Source organism: Nonomuraea sp. B12E4, from assembly GCF_039871825.1.
Lineage (GTDB): Bacteria > Actinomycetota > Actinomycetes > Streptosporangiales > Streptosporangiaceae > Nonomuraea.
Genome location: NZ_JBDPME010000041.1, coordinates 41,153 through 59,597 on the forward strand (window position 1 = coordinate 41,153; position 18,445 = coordinate 59,597).

At 68.4% G+C, this 18,445-nt stretch carries 17 protein-coding genes and 3 pseudogenes; 9 read left to right on the forward strand and 11 right to left on the reverse strand.

Annotated elements, in window-relative coordinates; genetic code table 11:
- Positions 1 to 65: 65 nt before the first annotated feature.
- The 3 genes from ABGB18_RS45230 to ABGB18_RS45240 all read right to left on the reverse strand — a co-directional run bounded on the left by ABGB18_RS45230 (position 66) and on the right by ABGB18_RS45240 (position 2,326).
- Positions 66 to 545 (reverse strand): NAD(P)-binding domain-containing protein, encoded by a 480-nt coding sequence (locus tag ABGB18_RS45230; RefSeq protein ID WP_347701884.1) that lies wholly within the window; start codon positions 543 to 545, stop codon positions 66 to 68.
- A gap of 163 nt (positions 546 to 708) precedes the next feature.
- The gene (locus ABGB18_RS45235) at positions 709 to 1,650 is read right to left on the reverse strand and encodes an SDR family oxidoreductase (RefSeq protein WP_347701885.1); all 942 of its coding nucleotides are present in this window, start codon (positions 1,648 to 1,650) and stop codon (positions 709 to 711) included.
- Between the two features lie 52 nt (positions 1,651 to 1,702).
- Positions 1,703 to 2,326, reverse strand: coding sequence for an NAD(P)-binding domain-containing protein (locus tag ABGB18_RS45240; protein WP_347701886.1), 624 nt, complete (start codon positions 2,324 to 2,326; stop codon positions 1,703 to 1,705).
- A 290-nt stretch (positions 2,327 to 2,616) separates the two neighbouring features.
- On the opposite strand from ABGB18_RS45240, the gene ABGB18_RS45245 reads away from it, so the two are divergent.
- Positions 2,617 to 3,528, forward strand: a complete 912-nt coding sequence (locus ABGB18_RS45245; RefSeq protein WP_347701887.1) for a LysR substrate-binding domain-containing protein — start codon at positions 2,617 to 2,619, stop codon at positions 3,526 to 3,528.
- Positions 3,529 to 3,563: 35 nt separating this feature from the next.
- On the opposite strand, the pseudogene ABGB18_RS45250 reads toward ABGB18_RS45245, so the two are convergent.
- Positions 3,564 to 3,689: pseudogene (locus ABGB18_RS45250) on the reverse strand (IS5/IS1182 family transposase); the annotation flags it as partial.
- A 62-nt stretch (positions 3,690 to 3,751) separates the two neighbouring features.
- Positions 3,752 to 4,393 (reverse strand): TetR/AcrR family transcriptional regulator, encoded by a 642-nt coding sequence (locus tag ABGB18_RS45255; protein ID WP_347701888.1) that lies wholly within the window; start codon positions 4,391 to 4,393, stop codon positions 3,752 to 3,754.
- Positions 4,394 to 4,536: 143 nt separating this feature from the next.
- On the opposite strand from ABGB18_RS45255, the gene ABGB18_RS45260 reads away from it, so the two are divergent.
- From ABGB18_RS45260 to ABGB18_RS45285, 6 genes and pseudogenes are all read left to right on the forward strand, one after another.
- Positions 4,537 to 5,271 (forward strand): SDR family oxidoreductase, encoded by a 735-nt coding sequence (locus ABGB18_RS45260; RefSeq protein WP_031067588.1) that lies wholly within the window; start codon positions 4,537 to 4,539, stop codon positions 5,269 to 5,271.
- Between the two features lie 33 nt (positions 5,272 to 5,304).
- Complete coding sequence (locus tag ABGB18_RS45265) at positions 5,305 to 5,928, forward strand: NAD(P)-binding domain-containing protein (protein ID WP_347701889.1); 624 nt, start codon at positions 5,305 to 5,307, stop codon at positions 5,926 to 5,928.
- 223 nt (positions 5,929 to 6,151) lie between these two features.
- Positions 6,152 to 6,529, forward strand: a complete 378-nt coding sequence (locus ABGB18_RS45270; protein ID WP_347701890.1) for a hypothetical protein — start codon at positions 6,152 to 6,154, stop codon at positions 6,527 to 6,529.
- Positions 6,530 to 6,533: 4 nt separating this feature from the next.
- Positions 6,534 to 6,926: a hypothetical protein gene (locus tag ABGB18_RS45275; protein WP_347701891.1), complete on the forward strand. Its 393-nt coding sequence runs from the start codon at positions 6,534 to 6,536 to the stop codon at positions 6,924 to 6,926.
- A 102-nt stretch (positions 6,927 to 7,028) separates the two neighbouring features.
- Positions 7,029 to 8,345: pseudogene (locus ABGB18_RS45280) on the forward strand (DUF4158 domain-containing protein).
- Between the two features lie 551 nt (positions 8,346 to 8,896).
- Positions 8,897 to 10,158 (forward strand): annotated as a pseudogene (locus tag ABGB18_RS45285) (Tn3 family transposase).
- 25 nt (positions 10,159 to 10,183) lie between these two features.
- On the opposite strand, the gene ABGB18_RS45290 reads toward ABGB18_RS45285, so the two are convergent.
- The 4 genes from ABGB18_RS45290 to ABGB18_RS45305 all read right to left on the reverse strand — a co-directional run bounded on the left by ABGB18_RS45290 (position 10,184) and on the right by ABGB18_RS45305 (position 12,906).
- On the reverse strand, positions 10,184 to 10,705 hold the full coding sequence (locus tag ABGB18_RS45290; RefSeq protein ID WP_347701892.1) for a DinB family protein: 522 nt from the start codon (positions 10,703 to 10,705) through the stop codon (positions 10,184 to 10,186).
- Positions 10,705 to 11,739 (reverse strand): alpha/beta hydrolase-fold protein, encoded by a 1,035-nt coding sequence (locus tag ABGB18_RS45295; RefSeq protein WP_347701893.1) that lies wholly within the window; start codon positions 11,737 to 11,739, stop codon positions 10,705 to 10,707. The genes ABGB18_RS45290 and ABGB18_RS45295 overlap by 1 nt, the downstream gene beginning before the upstream one ends.
- A gap of 18 nt (positions 11,740 to 11,757) precedes the next feature.
- Positions 11,758 to 12,288, reverse strand: coding sequence for a DinB family protein (locus ABGB18_RS45300; protein ID WP_347701894.1), 531 nt, complete (start codon positions 12,286 to 12,288; stop codon positions 11,758 to 11,760).
- A 159-nt stretch (positions 12,289 to 12,447) separates the two neighbouring features.
- Positions 12,448 to 12,906 (reverse strand): Lrp/AsnC family transcriptional regulator, encoded by a 459-nt coding sequence (locus ABGB18_RS45305; RefSeq protein WP_347701895.1) that lies wholly within the window; start codon positions 12,904 to 12,906, stop codon positions 12,448 to 12,450.
- 288 nt (positions 12,907 to 13,194) lie between these two features.
- On the opposite strand from ABGB18_RS45305, the gene ABGB18_RS45310 reads away from it, so the two are divergent.
- Entirely contained in the window at positions 13,195 to 14,136 is a 942-nt protein-coding gene (locus ABGB18_RS45310) for a site-specific integrase (protein ID WP_347701896.1), read from the forward strand.
- A gap of 8 nt (positions 14,137 to 14,144) precedes the next feature.
- On the opposite strand, the gene ABGB18_RS45315 is transcribed toward ABGB18_RS45310, so the two are convergent.
- Together ABGB18_RS45315 and ABGB18_RS45320 are read right to left on the reverse strand one after the other, a co-directional pair.
- The gene (locus ABGB18_RS45315) at positions 14,145 to 16,646 is read right to left on the reverse strand and encodes a BTAD domain-containing putative transcriptional regulator (protein ID WP_347701897.1); all 2,502 of its coding nucleotides are present in this window, start codon (positions 16,644 to 16,646) and stop codon (positions 14,145 to 14,147) included.
- An 861-nt stretch (positions 16,647 to 17,507) separates the two neighbouring features.
- Complete coding sequence (locus ABGB18_RS45320; RefSeq protein ID WP_347701898.1) at positions 17,508 to 18,026, reverse strand: helix-turn-helix domain-containing protein; 519 nt, start codon at positions 18,024 to 18,026, stop codon at positions 17,508 to 17,510.
- Between the two features lie 36 nt (positions 18,027 to 18,062).
- Between ABGB18_RS45320 and ABGB18_RS45325 the strand changes: the two genes are divergently transcribed.
- Positions 18,063 to 18,398, forward strand: a complete 336-nt coding sequence (locus tag ABGB18_RS45325; RefSeq protein ID WP_347701899.1) for a hypothetical protein — start codon at positions 18,063 to 18,065, stop codon at positions 18,396 to 18,398.
- Positions 18,399 to 18,445: the final 47 nt, after the last annotated feature.

Sequence of the window (18,445 nt, forward strand, 5' to 3'; positions counted from 1 at the left end):
TTCGATGCTGAGGTGATGGTTTCCGGTTAAGAGCGGTTTCCTGGATCAGGTGCGGAGCCAGATGATCAGGGCGGCCAAGGTGGTTGAAGGGGGCAGGCGCGGATGGTGAGCCGGCGTCCACCCTTCTTGGCCGAGGCGCACCAGGAGCGCACCGGGCACGGCCGGCAGACCTCGCCGCTGAACTTGACCACGATCGCCTCGGTGTCGCGCTGGGTGCACCGGCCCCACCCACGAGGAACTCGCCCGCCGTTGCGGGCAGATGACCTGCTCGGCGTCCCAGTCGATGGTGAACGCCGAACGGTCGTAGCCGGCGGCGGCGCGGGCAACAGCTCGCTTGAGATGAGCGATTTGCTGTCGAGCTCGGGGATGGGCCCGTCACGCTCGGGGCCGTAGTTGCACGTGTCGATGACCGTCTTCCCGGCCAGTGGCGCGGCGGGCACGTGGGGGAAGGCGTTGACCGGCACCGTGATCACGACGATGTCACCGGCTGCCGCGGCTTCCCCGCTGGTCGCCGCGGACGCCCGCGGCCCCAGTTCCGCGGCCATGTCCGCGAGCGTCGGGACCGCGTGAGTTGCCGAGCACGACCTGATGTCCGGCCTCGACGGCGAGCCGCGCGATGGTGCCGCTGCCGATGAATCCCACAGTCGTCATATTCTGAGCCGCCCTCCTTGCCATGTGCCGGACTCGTTGAGACTAGGGTCCTTGCCGTCAGCTGGCGGGGAAGTAGTGGCCGTTGTCCAGATCGGCGAGCAGGCGGGGCTGAGCGGGTTCCCAGCCGAGGGTCCGGCGGGTGACGAGGTTGGACGCCGGGTAACTCTGCGTGACGATGTTCGCGAGGAACCCGAAGTATCCCGGCAGCACCAGTTCGTCCACGGGAACGCTCACGACGGGCAGGCCCAGACGGCTGCCGATGGCCTCGGCGATCTCGCGGAACGGGATGCCCCCGTCGTCGACCGCGTGCCAGTATTTGCCGGCCGGGCTCTTCTCCAGCGCCAGGCGGAACAAGGAGGCGACATCGCGGATGTGCACGGCGTTCCACAGGTTCGCGCCGTCTCCGGGGTAGCCGATGAAGCCCTTCTCCTTCGCGAGCGCGATCAGCGTCGGGAGGAAGCCGGCACGATCGGTCGTGCTGTGCGCGATGTTGGCGATCCGCACGACCGAAGACCGCACGTCCTGCTCGGCGAGGCCGATCACGGTGGTTTCCACGACGTTACGAGCCCGCAGGGTGCCCTTGTGCTCATCGCCACTGGGAAGGGCCGGGTCCTCCTCGGTGGCCGTCCGGCCCAGGAATCCCTGCCCGGGCGAGCCGATGCTCCCCGCCGCGACCAGCGGCTTTCCGGTTCCCGCCAGTGCCTCGCCGTAGGCGAGCATGATCGGGAGCTCGGCGGCGGCCACGGCGTGGATCCCGCCGGAGAAAAGCAGGTCTTGCCGGTGCGCGACGTGGATGACGCCGTCGGAGTCCGCAGCCGCCTCCTTGAGCCCGTCGAGATCCCCGAGGTCGCCGCGACGCACCTTCGCGCCGAGCGCGGACAGCGCCGCCGCAGCCGTGTCCGACCGGGCCAGGCCGGTGACCTCGTGCCCGGCGGCGATGAGCTCGGGGACGATGTACGAACCGGAATGGCCGGTCCCGCCAGTGACGAAAACGCGCATTCTGCTGTTCCTTATGAGTGAGGTGGCGCGAGAATTGGTGGCGCGGCTGTGCTCAGCTGAGATCGCTGACGCCGAGGGAGAAGTTGAAGTCCCCCACGCCGTGGCGGGCCAGGTTGATCATCAGCAGGCCCGTCCCTTCCAGCCAGTGCGCCATCTCCAGGCCTCCGGCATCCAGGGGGCGCAACCCGAGGCTCTCGATGAACGCCGACACGCTTGCCTTGGCCCGCGCGTCGTCGCCGGCGAAGAGCACGTCCAATGGGCGCCCCGGGGCCAGGGCGTGGCCGAAGACGGTGTTGAACGCCTTCACGACGTGCGCGCTCGCCGGGGCGGCCTTGGCGATCTCCTGCGCGGCGGAAGTGCCGTCAGGGGTGGTCAGCCCGGTGGCGTCGGCTTTCACGGGGTTGGTGATGTCGATGATGATCTTGCTGGCCAGCGTGTCCCCGTACTGGGCGACGACCGGCACGGCGCTGGCGTTCGGCACGGCGAGGATGACGATGTCGCCGGCTGGGGCGGTGCCGAATGTCCCGGCCGTGGCGCCACCGCCGAGCGCGGCGGCCAGGTCCTTGGTCTTGGCCGCGTCGCGACCGACGACCTCGACGGCGTGGCCGCCCTCGACCGCGCGGGCGCCAATGGCGCGGCCCATACCCCCAAGGCCGATAATGCTGATGCTGCTCATGGAGTGCCTGCTTTCTGGAGTGGAATATCTGGACAGAACGCCACGCCCACCCCGTTGTTGTTAACGGTTGTGTCGTCGATGCCATCGAATGACACGACGGGCCTGGACCAATTCAGGGCGTGCTGATTCAAATTCTGGGGACCTTCTATCGAGTCCCGATGTCGAATCCTTGTTTCGGATTCGCTCCGCCCCCCGGGTACCTATTGAGGATTTCATTAGTCTGAGCGGGTGTCCAAGACCTATTTCAGCGATTGCGATACCCTGGAGGCATCGCCGTACCGGGGGACTCCATGGATCTGGACCTGCGCAAGTTGCGCTACTTCGTCGCCGTCGCCGACCGGCTGCACTTCGGCCGCGCCGCCGATGACCTGCACATCGCACAGCCGGTGCTCAGCCGGCAGATCCGCGCGCTGGAACAGGATCTTGGCACCCCGCTGCTGATCAGGGACAGCCACGGCGTGGCGCTGACCGACGCCGGCAGGCAGTTGCTGACCGACGCCGGCCCGCTGCTGGCCTCCGCAGACGCGGCTCGCCGCCGGGTGACCGTGGCCGCGCGCGGCAGCCAGCGGCTGATGGTCGGCTTCCGCGCGGGCATCACGGCCACCGCGGCGGTGCGGGAGTTCGCCATCCGGCACCCGGACGTGATCGTGGACGTGCAGCGGATCGAGTCCGACGACCAGGCCGCGATGCTGCTCGACGGCCGCATCGACGTCGGCTATGTGCGGCTGCCCATCGACGAGACCGGCCTGCGCGTCACCCCGCTGTACCACGAGCCGCGGGTGGCGGTGCTGCCCACCGGCCACCGATTCGCCGGCAAGGAACAGATCACCGAGGCCGACCTGGCCGGCGAGCCGCTGCTCTGGCATCCCGACACAAGCACACAGCCCACCAAGCGCCCGCACCCCAACGCCGGATACCTGGTGCGCGGGGTGGACGAGACGCTCGAACATGTCGCGGCCGGCCGGGGCATCTCGTTCCTGGCCCGTTCGACAGCCGTGTTCTACTCACACCCGGAAGTCAGCTATGTGCCCGTCACAGATCTGGCGCCCGACCAGGTGTGCCTCGCGGTGGTGGCATCGCGTACCTCACCGCTGGTCAACGACTTCCTCGCCGCAGCTCACGCGACGGCCGAGATCACCGCAGAATGCGGGAACGATGAAATGTGGCAGCTGGCAAGCGGTGCCGCTGCACAACACGGTTGATCAGTTCGACCGACCCCCGCGTGGGCTGACGCGGACTTGCGCGGGATGCGCCAGTACGTGAGCTGGGCGTTGGCACGTTCGCCGGGCCCGCGAAGCCGGGCGTGGGCCCGGTTGGCGTCCTTCCCCGAGTCGGGTTTGTTCTTGCCCTTGTACGGCGTGATCTACCGCTCCGGCCGCGCCGAACTCGGCGTCGCCTTCCGGCCGACGAGGCGTGATCGGGCCGTCATTGGCCTCCCACCGGAACGGGAGCAGACCCGGTGGTTCCGCGGTCATCGCTGGGCTGCCGAGGAGATGACGCGGGGATGGCGTTGTCGATGAGGACGGCGGCGATGGCGGCGGCGGTGGGGAAGGCGTCGGCGTTGAGGACCCGGGTGCGGGCCGCGGCGCCGTCGATGAGCAGCGCGAGCTGCTCGCCGAGCTGTTCAGGGTCGGCGGCGCCGGCTTCGCGGGCGGTGTCGGCGAGCCGCGCGGCGACGGCTTTCTTGTAGTCGCGTGCGTACTGGGATGCGGGGTGCTGGGGGTCGTGGAGTTCGACGGCGGCGGCGATGTAGGGGCACAGGGGGGTGGTGGGGGGGATGTCGAAGGCGGCGAGGAGCCGTTCGCGGGGCGTGAGGTCGGTGCGGTCGAACACGCCGGACAGAACGGAGGGGTCGAACCGGCGCAGGTACTCGGCGACGAGTTGGTCCTTGCCGGTGAAGTGCTGGTAGGCCGTGCGCTTGGACACCTGGGCCGCCGCGCAAAGCTGGTCCATGCCGGTGCTGTTGATGCCCTGCTCGCGGAACAGCTGCTGGGACGCGCTGAGGATGCGCTCGCGGGCGCCCCGGCCGCGGCGGCGGCCCTTGGGGCCCTTCTCCAACTCCGTCATGGGTCCATGCTACCCCAGCTGGGTAACGGTCGGTGTACATAGTTTGCGTCCAGGCCGCGCGCCCCGTACCGTAAGCACACGGAACGGTGTACATAACGCCGTCATCCCAGGTGCGCACGGCACCACCGACCTAAAGGAGCAACATGGGAAAGCTCGACGGCAAGGTAGCGGTCATCACCGGCGGCACCACCGGCATGGCGCTGGCCGGCGCGAAGCTGTTCGTCGACGAGGGAGCGCACGTCTTCATCACCGGCCGCCGCCAGGACGCCCTGGACGAGGCCGTGAAGCAGATCGGCCGCAACGTCACCGGCGTCCAGGGCGACGCCGCCGACCTGGACGACCTGGACCGCCTCTACGACACTGTCAAGCGGGAGAAGGGAAGCCTCGACGTGCTGTGGGCCAGCGCCGGCGGGGGCGAGCCCGCCCCGCTCGGCGAGATCACCGAGGCCCAGTTCGACACCTGGTTCGGGCTCAATGCCCGCGGCACCCTGTTCACCGTCCAGAAGGCCCTCCCGCTCTTCAACGACGGCGGCTCCATCCTCATGACCGGCTCCAACGCCTCCCTTGGCGCCTTCCCCGGCTGGAGCGTCTACGCCGGCAGCAAGGCCGTCCAGCAGGCCTGGGCCCGCGTCTGGCTCAACGAGCTCAAGGACCGCCGCATCCGCGTCAACGTCCTGACCCCCGGCCAGGTCGCCACCGCCAAGCAGGAAGAACTCTTCGACGAGGCCACCAAGCGCCAGTTCGAGTCCCTCATCCCCCGCGGCCAGATGGGCCGCCCCGACGAAATCGCCACCGCCGCCCTCTTCCTCGCCTCCGACGACTCCAGCTACGTCAACGGCATGGAACTCGTCGCCGACGGCGGCACCACCGCCATCTAAACCGAACAACCCACAACCAGGGCAGGACATCTCATGAGCAACATCAGCATCATCGGCACCGGGAACATGGCCCGCACCATCGGCGCTCGGGCGGTAGCGGGCGGCAACACAGTCGAGGTCATGGGCCGCGATCAGTCCAAGGCCGCTGACCTGGCCAAGGCTCTCGGCGGCGGCGCCACGACGGGAGAATGGGGCACCGCCCCAGCCGGCGACATCGTCATCGTGGCCCTGTTGTACGACGGTGTCGTGCCGGTCGTCGCCCAGTACGGAGACGCTCTCGCGGGCAAGGTCATCGTCGACATCAGCAATCCCTTCAATTCCACGTTCGACGGGCTGGCCCACCGCGAGGAGACCTCGATCGCGCAGGAAGTCGCCAAGGCGGCCCCGGCCGGCGCCAGCGTGGTGAAGGCGTTCAACACCATCTTCCGTCATGTCCTGGAGAAGGGTCGGCCCGACGTCTTCATCGCCGGCGATAATGCGCAGGCCAAGGCAAGTGTGGAGGCGTTCATCGAGAGCCTCGGGCTGCGCCCGCTGGACGTCGGCGGCCTGAAAATGGCGCATTGGCTGGAAGGAGCGGGCGTGGTCACGGTGGGCCTCGCCAACCACGGGGTGGGGAACTTGGATTTTGCCCTCAGCATCACCGAACTTCCCGTCTGAGCCCGAATCCACCGAGCCAACTCTGATGTGGATGTTGTGAAATGCGATGAGGTGCCCTTCGAGCTGGGATGATGGGAGTTCCTACGCTTCCAGCAGCCGCGGTCAAAGGACACCTCGTACGTGCGATTCTCCCACGTCTCTCCCAAGACCCATGCGCGCTTCGATGACGAGTACGTGATCGCCTATGCCGGGCTGGAGCCGGTGATGCGGTCTGGGCGCCCTGGTGGGTGAGCATGTGACCGTCGCCGGCGGCCTCGGGGTGAACGCGTCCGCGAAGATCGGCTCGATCGTGGCCGGGATGGCGTGCGGGGCCGACTCCATCGAGGATCTGGGCGCGCTGCGGCACGGTGGTATGGACAAGGTGTTCGATGGAATCCGGGCGCCGTCCACTCTGGGCTCGTTCCTGCGTGGTCTGGCCTGGGGAAACGTCCGGCAGATCGAGAAAGTCGGCCGCCGTCTGCCGGCCCGGCTGGCCTCCCATACGCTGCTGCTGCCCGGCGCGGACGTGCTGACCTTCGTGGACCTCGACTCGATGCAGCGGCGCACTTACGGGTACGCCAAGCAAGGCTTCGGGCTTCGGCCACACCAAGATCCAAGGTAAGAGCGTGCTGGTACGCGGGTTGAACGTGCTGCTGGCCACGGTGTCCACCCCGCTGGCGGCCCCGGTGATCGCCGGGAGCCGGCTGCGTGGTGGGACGGCCAATTCTGCCCGTGGCGCCGTCTCCTTCGTGCGCGAGTCGATCGGCGCGGCGCGATCGGCGGGGGCGAGCGGCACCCTGATCATGCGCGGCGATTCGGCCTTCTACAGCGCCGACGTCATCGGTGCTTGCCGCGCCCACGACGTGCGCTTCTCGGTCACCACCAAGATGGGTCCGAAAATCAAAACAGCGATCACGGCCATCAACGATACGGCCTGGATGCCGATCAAGTATCCGAACGCGATCTTCGATGAGCACGGGTCCCGGGACTATCTCTCCGAAATTAGCGCTAAGCGTTGAGTCGCAGGTCAGCGTGCGTGTTGGTGCGGTAGTGGAATGATCTTGTCTCAATTTGGGCGTACTTACTGGTAGCGGTAAGCAGTTCTCGTACGGTGACGATTCGTGCCGCATGATTACTTGTCTGACGAGCAGGTGGGCCGGTACGGCCGGTTCGTGACGGACCCGACGCCTGAGGAACTGGAGAAGTTCTTCTTCCTGGACGGGCCCGCGCTGGAGTTGGCGCGCAAGAAGCGCGGGTGGAACAACCGGCTCGGCTGGTCGGTCCAGTGGGGCACCGTTCGGATGCTCGGCACGTTCCTGACCGATGTCGGCCTGGCCGGGGTGCCGGAAGTGGTGGTCCAGTACGTCGCTGAGCAGCTGGGAACCAACGACTGGACGGCGGCAGAGCAGTACGGTGACCGGCAGCAGACCCCTTACGAGCACGCGTGGGAGATCCGGGACTAGCTGGGCTACCGGGAGTTCGCCGCGGCCGAGGGCGAGGTGGCCGCCTTCATTGCCTCCCGGGTCGGCAAGACCCGCGACTCCAAGCGGGAACTGTTCGACCGGGCGGCGTTGTGGCTGGTCGAGAACCGGGTGCTGCTGCCGGGGATCAGCACGCTGTCGCGGCTGGTCGCCGAGGTGCGGCGGGTTGAGCTGGCCACCGTCTACCGAGCGCTGGTGGAGGCGGCGCCGCCGCACATGCACCGGGAGTTGGTGGCCACCTTGCGGGTGCCGGACGGCAAGAGGGTCTCGGTGCTGGAGTGGATGCGCACCGCGGTGACCAAGCTGTCGGGCACGGGGATGGTGGAGGCGTTCGATCGGTCGGGATTCGTGCTGGGGCTGGGCACCGGGGCGGTGGATTGCGGCGCGGTGGCGCCGGTGAAGATGGCTGAGCTGGCCCGGTACGGGATGACCGCCAAGGCCCCGAAGATCAAGGCGCTGGAGCAGGAGCGGCGCGCGGCGACGCTGCTGGCGACCGTGCGCCATCTGGAGGGCGTCTCGGTCGACGACGCGCTGCTGCTGTTTGACCTGCTGATGTCGGCCAAGCTGCTGTCGCGGGCAGGCCGGGCGGGGGACAAGGAGAAGCTGAAGAACCTGCCCAAGCTGCGGGTGGCGGCGGCGAGGCTGGCGGCCGCGTGGGCGATCGTGCGTGACACTCCGCCGGTCCAGGCCGGCGGAGACGGCAAGCCGAAGGACACCACGGCGACGGAGGTGGTGGAGGCGGTCGTGCAGGTGGTGAGCCGCGAGCAGTTGGAGGCCGCGCTGGAGACGGTCGCCGAGCTGTTGCCGCTGCCGTCGGAGGAGGACGACTGGGATCTGGAGTGGCGGGTGGAGCTGGTCGACCGGTACGCCACGGTGCGGCCGTTCCTGGAGCAGCTGGCGGCGGTGGTCCCGTGGGGGGGGCGACCGCTGCCGGGTCGCGGATCGTCGCCGCGGTGAAAGCCCTGCCCAAGGTGACGGCGGCTCGCAAGCCGGGTCTGGAGCACATCAGGGGGTTCGAGGACCTAGTGAGCGGGTCGTGGCGGCGGCTGGTGTTCGATAACCCAAAGCTGGATCCGCCGTTGATCGACCGTCCCGCCTATGTGTTCTGCGTCTTGGAGGCCCTGTGGTCGGCGCTGCGGCGCCGCGATGTGTACGCGGTCGGCGCCGACAAGTGGGGCAACCCCCGGGTGCGGTTGATCGAGGAGCGGCTGTGGGTACGCGAACGGGCGAGTGTGTTGACCGCGCTGGGGTTGGAGGCCGACCCGCGGGCGCATCTGCGGGAGCTGGCCGACCTCCTCAGCGAGGCCTATACCCAGGTCGCGGCTGGCCTGGGCGCGAATCAGTCGGTGCAGATCAAGGGTGGCAAGCTGCACATGCAGCGGCTGGGGGCCGCTCCGGAGCCGGAGGGGTTCAAGGCGGTTCACGACGCCGTGCAGGCCATGTTGCCGCGCATCGACTATCCCGAGTTGCTGCTGGAGGTGCACGGCAAGACCGGCATGTTCGACGGGATGGAGCACATCTCCGGATCGCACCTGCGCCGTGACGACCTCGATATCACTCTGGCGGCGCTCACCGTGGCCCGCTCGTGCAACGTGGGGTTGGTGCCGGTCATCAAACCTGGGACGCCGGCGTTGACCGAGCATCGGCTGCTGGGGGTGGAGAAGGGCTACTTCCACCACGAGGGCATCGCCGCGTCCTCGGCCCGCCTGGTCGAGGCGCAGGCGGTCATCGACATCACCGGCGACTGGGGCGGCGGCTTGGTGGCTTCGGTGGACGGGATGCGGTTCGTGGTGCCCGTCCTGTCTCTGTATACCCGGCCCTCGCCGCTGTACTACGGGATCGGGAAACGATCAAGGGGTGCGACCTGGCTGAACACCGTCTCGGACAAGGTGATGGGGCTCGGGGGCTTGCTGGTGCCCGGAACGCTACGTGACTCGCTGTTCATCCTGGACGCCATCCACCGCCTCGACGCTATGGAGCAGCCGGAGGTGATCGTCATAGATACGGCGTCGTATAGCGACGTCGTGTATGGCATGTTCGCGATCTGTGGGTATCAGTTCGCGCCCCGGCACGCCGACATCACCGACACCCAGTTGTGGTGGATCGACACCGCGATGCTGGAGGGCACTCTCGCCCGTAACCACAAGTCCACCAACGCCTGGGGCGACTTCAACACCCTGGGGCTGCGTCGGGTGTCGATCCCGGCCATCTTGCAGCAGTGGGACGACATGGTGCGGGTCGAAGGGTCGCTGGCCACCAACCAGGTCCGCGCCCACGACCTGATCCGCATGATGACCGACGGCCGCCTGACCGGCCTGGGCAACGCCTTCGCCCACTATGGGCGGATCTTCAAGTCGCTCCACCTGCTTCAGGTCCTCCACGTCGAGGAGTACCGGCGGATGATCGGGGCCCAGCTCAACGTCGGCGAGTCCCGCCACAACCTGGCCGCCGGGTGTTTTTCGGCAACCTCGGCCAACTGCGCCGCGGCTATGAGCGCGGTATGGAGGACCAGGTGGGGGCGCTGGGTCTGGGTTTGAACGCGATCACCTACTGGAACAGTCTCTACATTGACGCGGCGGTGAAGCAGTTGGAGGCCGGCGCGCTGGGCATCACGGGCGGGCAGATCAGCCCCGAGATTAAGGCCCGGCTCAGCCCTTTGGTATTCGAGCACGTCAACTTCCACGGGTTCTACCCGTTCCACCGCCCTGACCTGGGCGAAGGGCTCCGCGACCTCCGCGACCCCAGCGCCCCCGACCACGACGAGGAATAAGTCCTGGTTGAGAGGGTGTCAGACACTACCAGCCCCGCTCTCCGTCCAGGAGTTCGCGCAGCAGATCCGCGTGCCCGGCATGCCGGCTGGTGTCCATCGTCACGTGCACCATCGCCCACCGCAGGGTGTAGTCGCCGGTCGTCTGGGCACCGGTACTGTCAAGCTCAAGGGATCCGATGACCTCGTCACTGGCGCCGCAGGCTGCGTGGTAACGACCGAGCAGGCTGTCGAGGTCGTCATCCTCGGCGACCTGCCAGTCGCCGTCCGGATTCTCGGCTCCGAACGGCATCGCGTGTTCCTGGCCGCCGAGCACGATGCCGAACCAGTGTTGTTCCACCGTGACGAGGTGGGTCAGGAGCCCGCCCAGGCTGATCTGGGACGAGATCGGCTTGGCGCGCAGTTGCGATGGGGACAGGCCGGTCGCCTTCGCCACCACCGTCGCCCTGGCGAAGCGCAGCCAGGCCCACAGCATGTCCTTCTCGCCGAGCCGGTGGCCCGGGATCCGGCGGTCCTGGGTGTGAGCCGCGAGCGGGACGTGGTGCGCCATCAGTCGGCCATCCGTTCGCTGAGCCAGGCCAGGGCAAGAGGGTAACGGTACTCGATGCCGCCGTGGCCGCCGTCGAAGAGCTCGAAGAAGATCCGCTCCTGCGATACCCCGGCCGTCTGCAGCGCTCGCCGGAAAGCGGTCGCGCCGAAGTCCAGGTAGTACTCGTCCTTGTTCCCGGCGTCGATCCAGATCGCCCGTAGCGAGCGCAGCGCCTCGGCGTACACCGGCTGGCTCGCCATCACCACCGGATCCCAGGCCAACCAGCGATTCCACACCTGCGGCACCATCGCGCCGGTGTCGTCGAAGGGGATCTGCACCGTACCGTCCTCGTCCGCGGAGTACGCCGACGCATAGGCGTACACCTCGATCAGCTCGAGGTCACCCGCCTTCGTCCCGGGGAGCCTGGTCCGGAAGTCGGCGAGGAATCGCGCGTAGGACCCGCCGTACAGGTCACGCAACAACCGGGCCCGCCGGGTCAGCTCGCTCCGGTAGCCGACCTCGAACAGCGCATCTCCCGCGTGGGTGGCCAGCGCGCCGAACAGGTCCGGCCGCAGCATCGAGGTGACCATCGCGCAGTAGCCGCCGGTGCTCTTCCCGGCCAGCGCCCGGTGGTCGCGATCGGCGAGCGTGCGGTAGCGGGCATCAATCCACGGCACGACCTCCTCGCAGAGGTAGGAGTGGTACCTGCCGGTGGCTGGCGAGTTCAGGAACTGGCTGCCGCCGTAGGCGGTCCAGCCGTCGGCGAAGACCACGATCGCGGGCGGCACCTCGCCGCTCGCGAACAGCGCATCGACCAGCTCCGGGTACGGCTGCCGGAACGGGGCCCGGTTGAACCACATGCCGGCATGCCCGCTGTATCCCGGCGTCACGTAGATCACCGGGTAGCGGCGGCCGCGTTCCTCGTCGTACCCGGGCGGCAGGTACACCAGCAGCGGCCGCTGATGCGGATCTTTGAGCGGGTTGCCCCGCAGCAGCACGCTGTCGATCACGACATGGTCGAAACGTCCGGCCAGGTCGGCGGACCAGGGCAGCATCACCGATCTCCTGTCTGCTCAGCCGACGGCTTCGATGGTGCGGACGATCTGGTTGAGATGGGCGATGTCATGACCGGCCATCTTCTGTGGCAGCCGGATGGCCGGCTCCTCGCCCTGCTCCGGGTGGATGCCGGTGCGGGCCTGTTGCGCCAGATCCATCGAGCGGTAGAGCACGACGTTGGCCCGGCGCAGGGCCTCCCACGCGTCGAGCAGTTCCGGGAAGGGCGGCTTCGGCAGTGCCACCAACCGCTTCTCGTCGTAGGCCGGGTAGCTCGGCTGGTCCTCGGTGAGGATCAGCCGGATCCGGAAGCCGTAGCAGATGTCCACGTCGAACAGGTGGCCGACGTTCTGCTCAACGGACCACTCACCGTCCGGCTGGGCGCTCCACTGCTCTTCGCGTAGGCCGGCGACCAGCCGACGTACCTCTGCCGGAGTCTCGGCGAGCTGGCCGATCGGGCTCCGATCGCCGAGTGCCTCCAACAACGACCTGACGTAGGCGTCAGGATCGCCCGTGGCGTCCGGTATCTCGATGGCTCGAGTGTTGGTCATGATGCATCCTCCCTAGGTCCAGCCGCATCAGTCGTCCCGAACCCTAAGCGGCGCGGTTGCCGGCAGCAGCAGTGCGAAGGAAACAGCGACGTTCCGTCGGCCTGTCGATACCGCGCCGGCCTGGACGCCCCATGCCGCCCCGACGAATCGTCGGGGCGGTCAGGCCGGGCGAGCGGCCTCGACCGAGGTGAGCACGATGGTGGTGACAACCTGCCGGACGCCCTCGATCGACATGACGTCGTCGAGCAACTGCTGCAGGGCCAGCGTGGAAGCGGCCCGGACCTTCAGCAGCACGCACCACTGGCCGGTCACCCGATGACACTCCTCAACCATCGCCTCAGGGGTGGGCACCTCGAACAGTCGGTCGATAACCTTGGCCAGCTGGTCGTGGTCGGCCTGTACTGACACGAAGGCGCACAGCCCGAGGTCGACGGCGGACCAGTCCACCACCGCCCGGTACCCGCGGATCACACCATCTCGCTCAAGCCGCTTGACCCGCTCGTGCACTGCCGGACGGGACACGTGCACCCGCCGCGCGATCTCCTCATGACTGATCCTCCCCTGAGCGGAGACCAGCCTGACGATCTCCCGGTCCACCCGGTCCAGGTCCTTGGGCATCGGTCTCCGTCCGTTCAGTCGACGTTCGGGCTCGTCATCCTGTGTGGTCACGACAGCTGCGACGCACGCCAGAAGGGGCCGTCCGCTCGGGCCTGTGCTATCCAGAGGAAAGTCGCGCGCGTGATCGAGCTACCGCGTATAATACATCATTATCTGCGATACTGGAGAAGTCGAGCAGGCCGAACACCGCGCGAGGCCTGGTCCGACTCGGCATGCTTATCTGCGATAGAGATGCGAGGGGGCGGCGTGGGCGAACTTCATCGTCTCGATCGCGGCGGATCACGACCCTTGCCCGCCGCGGTCGCCGCCTACCTCGCCACCCTGAACGGCCCCGAGCAGCGCCAGACCCAGCGCGCCTACCGCTCCACCCTGCGCGCCCTAGCCGCCGAGTTCTCCCCACCCGGCACGCTGTTCACCGTCGCCGAGCTCGACACCGAGGCGAACGTCGCAGCGCTGACCGAATGGTTCACCGGCCGATGGAGCACCAAGGCCGCCGCCACGTTCAACCGGCACCTGGACGCGCTGCGCTCTGCGGTCGCCTTCTGGACCGACCAGGGCTGGCTGACCACAGACCCCACCCGCCGGCTCCGCCGTCGCGGCCGCGCCCCCGACCGGACCCGCGCGCTGGCCGTTGCCGATATCGAGGCGATCTTCGACCTGGACGTGCCGATTCGAGAGAAGACCCTCTGGCAGATGCTGTACGAGACCGCCGCCAGATCGTCGGAGGTGCTCGCCCTGAATGTCGAGGACCTTGACCGCCGCAACCGGCGCGCCAAGGTCACCCGCAAGGGCAGCGCGGTCGACGTCGTCGTCTGGCAGACCGGCACCGCCCGCCTGTTGCCCAAGCTGCTGAACGGCCGCGCCAAGGGGCCGGTGTTCCTCACCGAACGGCGGGCCCGCGTCGCGCTCGCCCCCGCCGACCTCGATCCGGTCTCCGGGCGAGCCCGCCTGTCCTACCGGCGCGCCGAAGAGATCTTCAACGAGCTGACCAAGCCGCTGGCCCACCCCGACATCACCGACCCCCACCAGCTCGCCGCCGCGCCTGGGTGGACCCTGCACGACCTTCGGCACTCCGCGCTCACCCACGCCGCCGAGGCCGGCGCCAACACCTCCACCCTGCTCGCCTTCTCCGGCCACACCTCCGTCGCGTCCCTGGCCCGCTACACCCGGGTCTCACCCGACGCCCTCGCCCGCTGGCAAGCCCGACGCGACCCCCACCGCTGCCGCTGACCCTTTGCTCACCATCTGAAAGGCACCCATCCGGCACATGGACACCGATGAGCAACCCACCCCCGACACCAGCGCGACCGCCGGCGACGGCGGCGGCCAGCAGCCGCCAGTCGTCCCCACCGTCCCGATCCGCGGCGACGGCTGGCCCTGAACGGCAACGCCAGATCCGGGCGGCCGAGGTGGAGGTGCAGTGAGCCGATGCAGGCCAGCACCAGGAACTCGCCGGCCCGGTCCCCGGCCTCTCGTAACACGGCCAGCGCTTTCTCAAACCGGGGTCGGACGTCATGGAAGGTTCCGCGCATGAGATCGATCCTCGTGCCGGTGACGGTGGCCAAAGCCAGACCGCGTTGCTCGCCGATGCGTTCGTACAGCGTCATGGCCGTGGCGAGCTCGGCGAGGGCGCTGTCGTAGCGGTACTGCTGGCTGTTCAGCACCGCGGCCGCCGCGCTCATCACCGCCACCCCCTTGACATCACTGGCCTGCCGCGCCGCCGCCAAGGCCAGGGCATGCGCCTGCCGCCACTCGTCGTAGTGACCTTTGGCCTCGAAGAGGTGCAGCGCCGAGCCGACCAGATCCCAGCACAGCTCGCTCGCGCCGATACGTGCGGCCTGTCCCACCGCCGCCACAATGTTGGCCCGCTCGCTCTCGTACCAGCTCAGCGGGTCAGCCATCAGGTGCTCGGCGCCCTCCCGTGCCCGCCACCGGGCGGCCTGTCCGTGCAGCAAGAGGTAGTCGCCACCCCACAGCGCGTCGTTGGCGTGCTCGGTCAACGCCAGCCAGCCGCCCAGCGCCCGCGCCAGGGCCGCGGCCCGGTCCGCTGGCGTCTCCTCGGCCTCGGCGCGTTCCCGGGCGAAGGCCCGTACCAGGTCGTGCGGGCGGTAGCGGACCTGCTCGCCCGCCTGGGGCCGCACCGCCTCCAGCAGGTGCGCATCGGCCAGCCGCTCCATCAGCTCCTCGGCCTCGGCCAGCGGGCTGTCCAGCAGCGCGGCGGCGACCCGGGCCGCGACATCAGGCGCCTCCAGTAGGCCGAGCAGCCGGAACAGCCGGCGCGCGGGCGCATCGAGCGCGCTGTAGCCGACGGCCAGGACGGCGCGGACCTCCATCGCTCCCAGGGCCAGGTGATCGAGCGGGCGGCGCGCTTGCTCAAGCTGGTCGGCCAGGCGCGTCACCGTCCAGTGCGGGCGTGCCGCCAGCCGCGCCCCAGCGATCCGCAACGCCAACGGCAGCCGGCCGCAGGCTGTGATGAGCCGCCGCACCGGTTCGGGCTCGGCCTCCGTACGGGCGCCACCGATCAGCCGCCTCAGCAGCGCGACAGCATCCGGTGGCGGCATGACCCGTAATCGGAGGCGGGTCATGCCGTACAGCGCCGCCAGATCGGACCGGCTGGTCAGCAAGGCCGCGCAGGAGGTCCCGGTGGGCAGCAGCGGCTGGATCTGGACCGTGTCGGCGACGTTGTCCAGCACGACCAGCACCCGGCGGCCGACCAGCCGCGCACGCAGCAGCTCGGCCCGCTCGGCAGGGTCGTCGGGGATGGCGTTCGGCTGCTCGCCCAGCACCCGCAGCCAGCGTCCCAGCACCTGGGCCACGTCGGCGGGGCGGCCGTCGGGCCCGTTCAGATCGGCGAACAGCTGCCCGTCCGGGAACCGGCCGCGGAGCCGGTGTCCGGCCCGGACGGCCAGCGCGGTCTTGCCGATTCCGGGCATGCCGCAGATCGCCACCATGGACGGGGTGCCGGCATCGGCCGACAACGCCGTGGTGATGCGCTCCAGCTCCGCCTCGCGGCCGGTGAAGTCGGGCAGGTCGTAGGGCAGCAGGCAGATGGGCGAGGGGGACGGGCCGGGCACCGGTAGATCGTCGCCGAGCAGGGCCAGATGCGCCCGACGCAGCCCCGGGCCCGGGTCCATCCCGAGATCGTCGGCCAAGTGACGCCGGATCAGCTCATAGCGGCGCAGCCCTTCGGCACGCCGGTCAGCGTGTCCGAGCAGGATGATCAGCTGGGTGTGGACGGTCTCGTCGTAGGGCAACGCCTCGGCCAGACGCTCCAGAGGTTCGACGGCATCGGCGGCGCGGCCGCAACGGACGGCGGACTCCGCCAAGTTTCGGGCACTGTCGATCCTGGCCTGCTGCAGTTCCATGACCGCGGGCAGGGCGTGGGGCCACTCCAAGTCCTCGGCCAGCACCGGCCCCCGCCACAAATCCAGTGCCGCGGATAGCAGATCCGTTCGGCGGCCCGGATCCGGCTCGGCCCGCGCGCCGGCGATGGCAGTGCGGAAACGGGACGCGTCCACCTCCTCCAGGGGCACCTCGATGCCGTAGCTGTTGCCTTCCCGCACTATCTCGATGCCGGTCGGCCTCAGCCACTCCCGAAGCCGGTACACCGCGCTGTGCAACGCCGCTGGCTCACATCCCGACGGCCCCCAGACGAACGCGATCAACCGCGCCCGATCCACCAAGCGGCCCGGCGTGAGCAGCAACGCGCCCAGCAGCCGACGCACGGCCGGTCGGGACACCGCACGCTCCCGGCCGTCTACCCACACCCGCAGCGGGCCAAGCACCCCGAAGGCGGGCCGGGAACTCTCGACACAGGCCACATCATCAAGGAGTACCACGCCGGGTCCCTCCTGCGGTAAGCAGGACGAGCGGAAGATCAAATAGTTAGCTGTGGCCACTCGCTAACGGGACTTTTCGTTCGGATGCTCAAAGTGCCCCGGTGACGGCCGAGAGCCGCTGACTCGCGACCGGGGAAGGCCGGGGAAGGCCCGTGTTTTGTCGGGGGCCGCGTTTATGCTGCTGTGCAGTGGCCAACACGCTGGCCCGCTTCCGAGCCACCGGGCGCCCACGTCGCCGGTGGCGAAGAGGAGAAGGAGCCGAGCTCCGCGTGTCGATGATCTTCACCCTCCTCATCCAGCGTCCAGCACTCGATCAGGTCCTCTAACTCCCAGTCACGTCGCATGCCCGCACCTTTCTCCCGATCTCCGCTGGAGGGCCAGGAGAAACATGGTTTGTGGCCACTCGACTACCGACCGGTATGGCCGAGTCGTGATCGCGACATAGCGGACCTGAGACGCAATGTTCAGTTACATTGCCCTATCTCAAGCTGGCTTCCATCCCCGCGAGCCACTCGAACCACGATTACGCAGAGCTACCTCACCCCTGGTGACGGCGACCCGAGTGCTGGGCCTTCTTGGTGTCCACGCTGGTCATCGGCCGTTCGGCATCGCGATGCGCGCGGACCTGCTCATTCAGGGAGCGGAACCGCGCATCGTCTCACGGGATTTCTTCCAGCAACTCACCCAGCAGGGTCTCGTACGTCAGCCTCCGACCCGGCTTCAACCAATCTCATGTGATCTGGTTCGGGGAGTCCCCTCCTGTCAGCCGATGGGGTCGAGCAGGCGATGGGGTTTCTGCAGCGCCTTGCTGACCGGGTCGCTCCTGAGGCCCGAGAGGCCGGGGCCGGGCAGCATCTCGACGTCGCGGGCCGGCACTTGGACGTCGCAGGCCGGGCATCGGGCCGACGGCTCCAGCTGGGTGCCGCACTGACGGTGGAGGAAGTAGCGGGAGGGGCCGGACGTGGTCAGGTGCCGCTCACCCCACCGGGACAGGGTCACGATGACGGGGAACAGCTCGGCCCCCATCGGGGTCATCATGTACTCGTCGCGCGGAGGGGAGTCCTGGTAGCGATGCTTGGCGAGCACTCCGGCATCGACGAGCGTGGCCAGCCGCTGCGAGAGTACCGCGCGGGGGATGTCGAGGCGGGCCAGGAAGTCGCTGTAGCGGCGCACGCCGTACATCGCGTCGCGGACGACCAGCAGCGTCCATCGTTCGCCGATCACCTCCAGGGCCTTGGCCAGTGAGCAGTCCTGGGCGGTGTAGTTCTTGCCTAGTGCCATGACCCCATTTTAGTTCATTCATTGAACCGTTCTACCGTGCGGCGCCATGAGGTCATGCTGTGGGCATTCGGCGCGGCGGCCGTACCGGTGGTGGCGTTCGTGCTGGTGGAGCAGCGGCTTCAGGCTCCGCTGATCGACCTGGAACTGTTCCGGCAGCCGATGTTCGTCGGCGCCGCGGGGGTTTCGCAGGAAATCTACATTGTAAAGGCACTGAGCTTTTACAATGCAAAACAGGCCGCCAGAACAAACGAGCTTCGCCCGTCCACCCAAAACCGAGGCACACGAAGATGGCGCAATGAAGTTTTCTCAGCAGGCAAACCGGGTGATAGCGATCGGATGACCATGGATGTGGAGGTGTCGTCGATCGCCTGACAAGAGCATGGAGCCCTCGATAGAAGCGGATGTGCGACCATCCGTGC

Excerpts from the sequence above, each read along its gene's own strand:
- ABGB18_RS45290 (WP_347701892.1), bottom strand. The coding sequence starts at position 10,705 with ATGGCGCACCACGTCCCGCTCGCGGCTCACACCCAGGACCGCCGGATC.
- ABGB18_RS45230 (WP_347701884.1), bottom strand. The coding sequence starts at position 545 with ATGGCCGCGGAACTGGGGCCGCGGGCGTCCGCGGCGACCAGCGGGGAA.
- ABGB18_RS45255 (WP_347701888.1), bottom strand. The coding sequence starts at position 4,393 with ATGACGGAGTTGGAGAAGGGCCCCAAGGGCCGCCGCCGCGGCCGGGGC.
- ABGB18_RS45305 (WP_347701895.1), bottom strand. The coding sequence starts at position 12,906 with ATGCCCAAGGACCTGGACCGGGTGGACCGGGAGATCGTCAGGCTGGTC.
- ABGB18_RS45265 (WP_347701889.1), top strand. The coding sequence starts at position 5,305 with ATGAGCAACATCAGCATCATCGGCACCGGGAACATGGCCCGCACCATC.
- ABGB18_RS45240 (WP_347701886.1), bottom strand. The coding sequence starts at position 2,326 with ATGAGCAGCATCAGCATTATCGGCCTTGGGGGTATGGGCCGCGCCATT.
- ABGB18_RS45300 (WP_347701894.1), bottom strand. The coding sequence starts at position 12,288 with ATGACCAACACTCGAGCCATCGAGATACCGGACGCCACGGGCGATCCT.
- ABGB18_RS45235 (WP_347701885.1), bottom strand. The coding sequence starts at position 1,650 with ATGCGCGTTTTCGTCACTGGCGGGACCGGCCATTCCGGTTCGTACATC.
- ABGB18_RS45295 (WP_347701893.1), bottom strand. The coding sequence starts at position 11,739 with ATGCTGCCCTGGTCCGCCGACCTGGCCGGACGTTTCGACCATGTCGTG.
- ABGB18_RS45320 (WP_347701898.1), bottom strand. The coding sequence starts at position 18,026 with ATGGCACTAGGCAAGAACTACACCGCCCAGGACTGCTCACTGGCCAAG.
- ABGB18_RS45260 (WP_031067588.1), top strand. The coding sequence starts at position 4,537 with ATGGGAAAGCTCGACGGCAAGGTAGCGGTCATCACCGGCGGCACCACC.
- ABGB18_RS45245 (WP_347701887.1), top strand. The coding sequence starts at position 2,617 with ATGGATCTGGACCTGCGCAAGTTGCGCTACTTCGTCGCCGTCGCCGAC.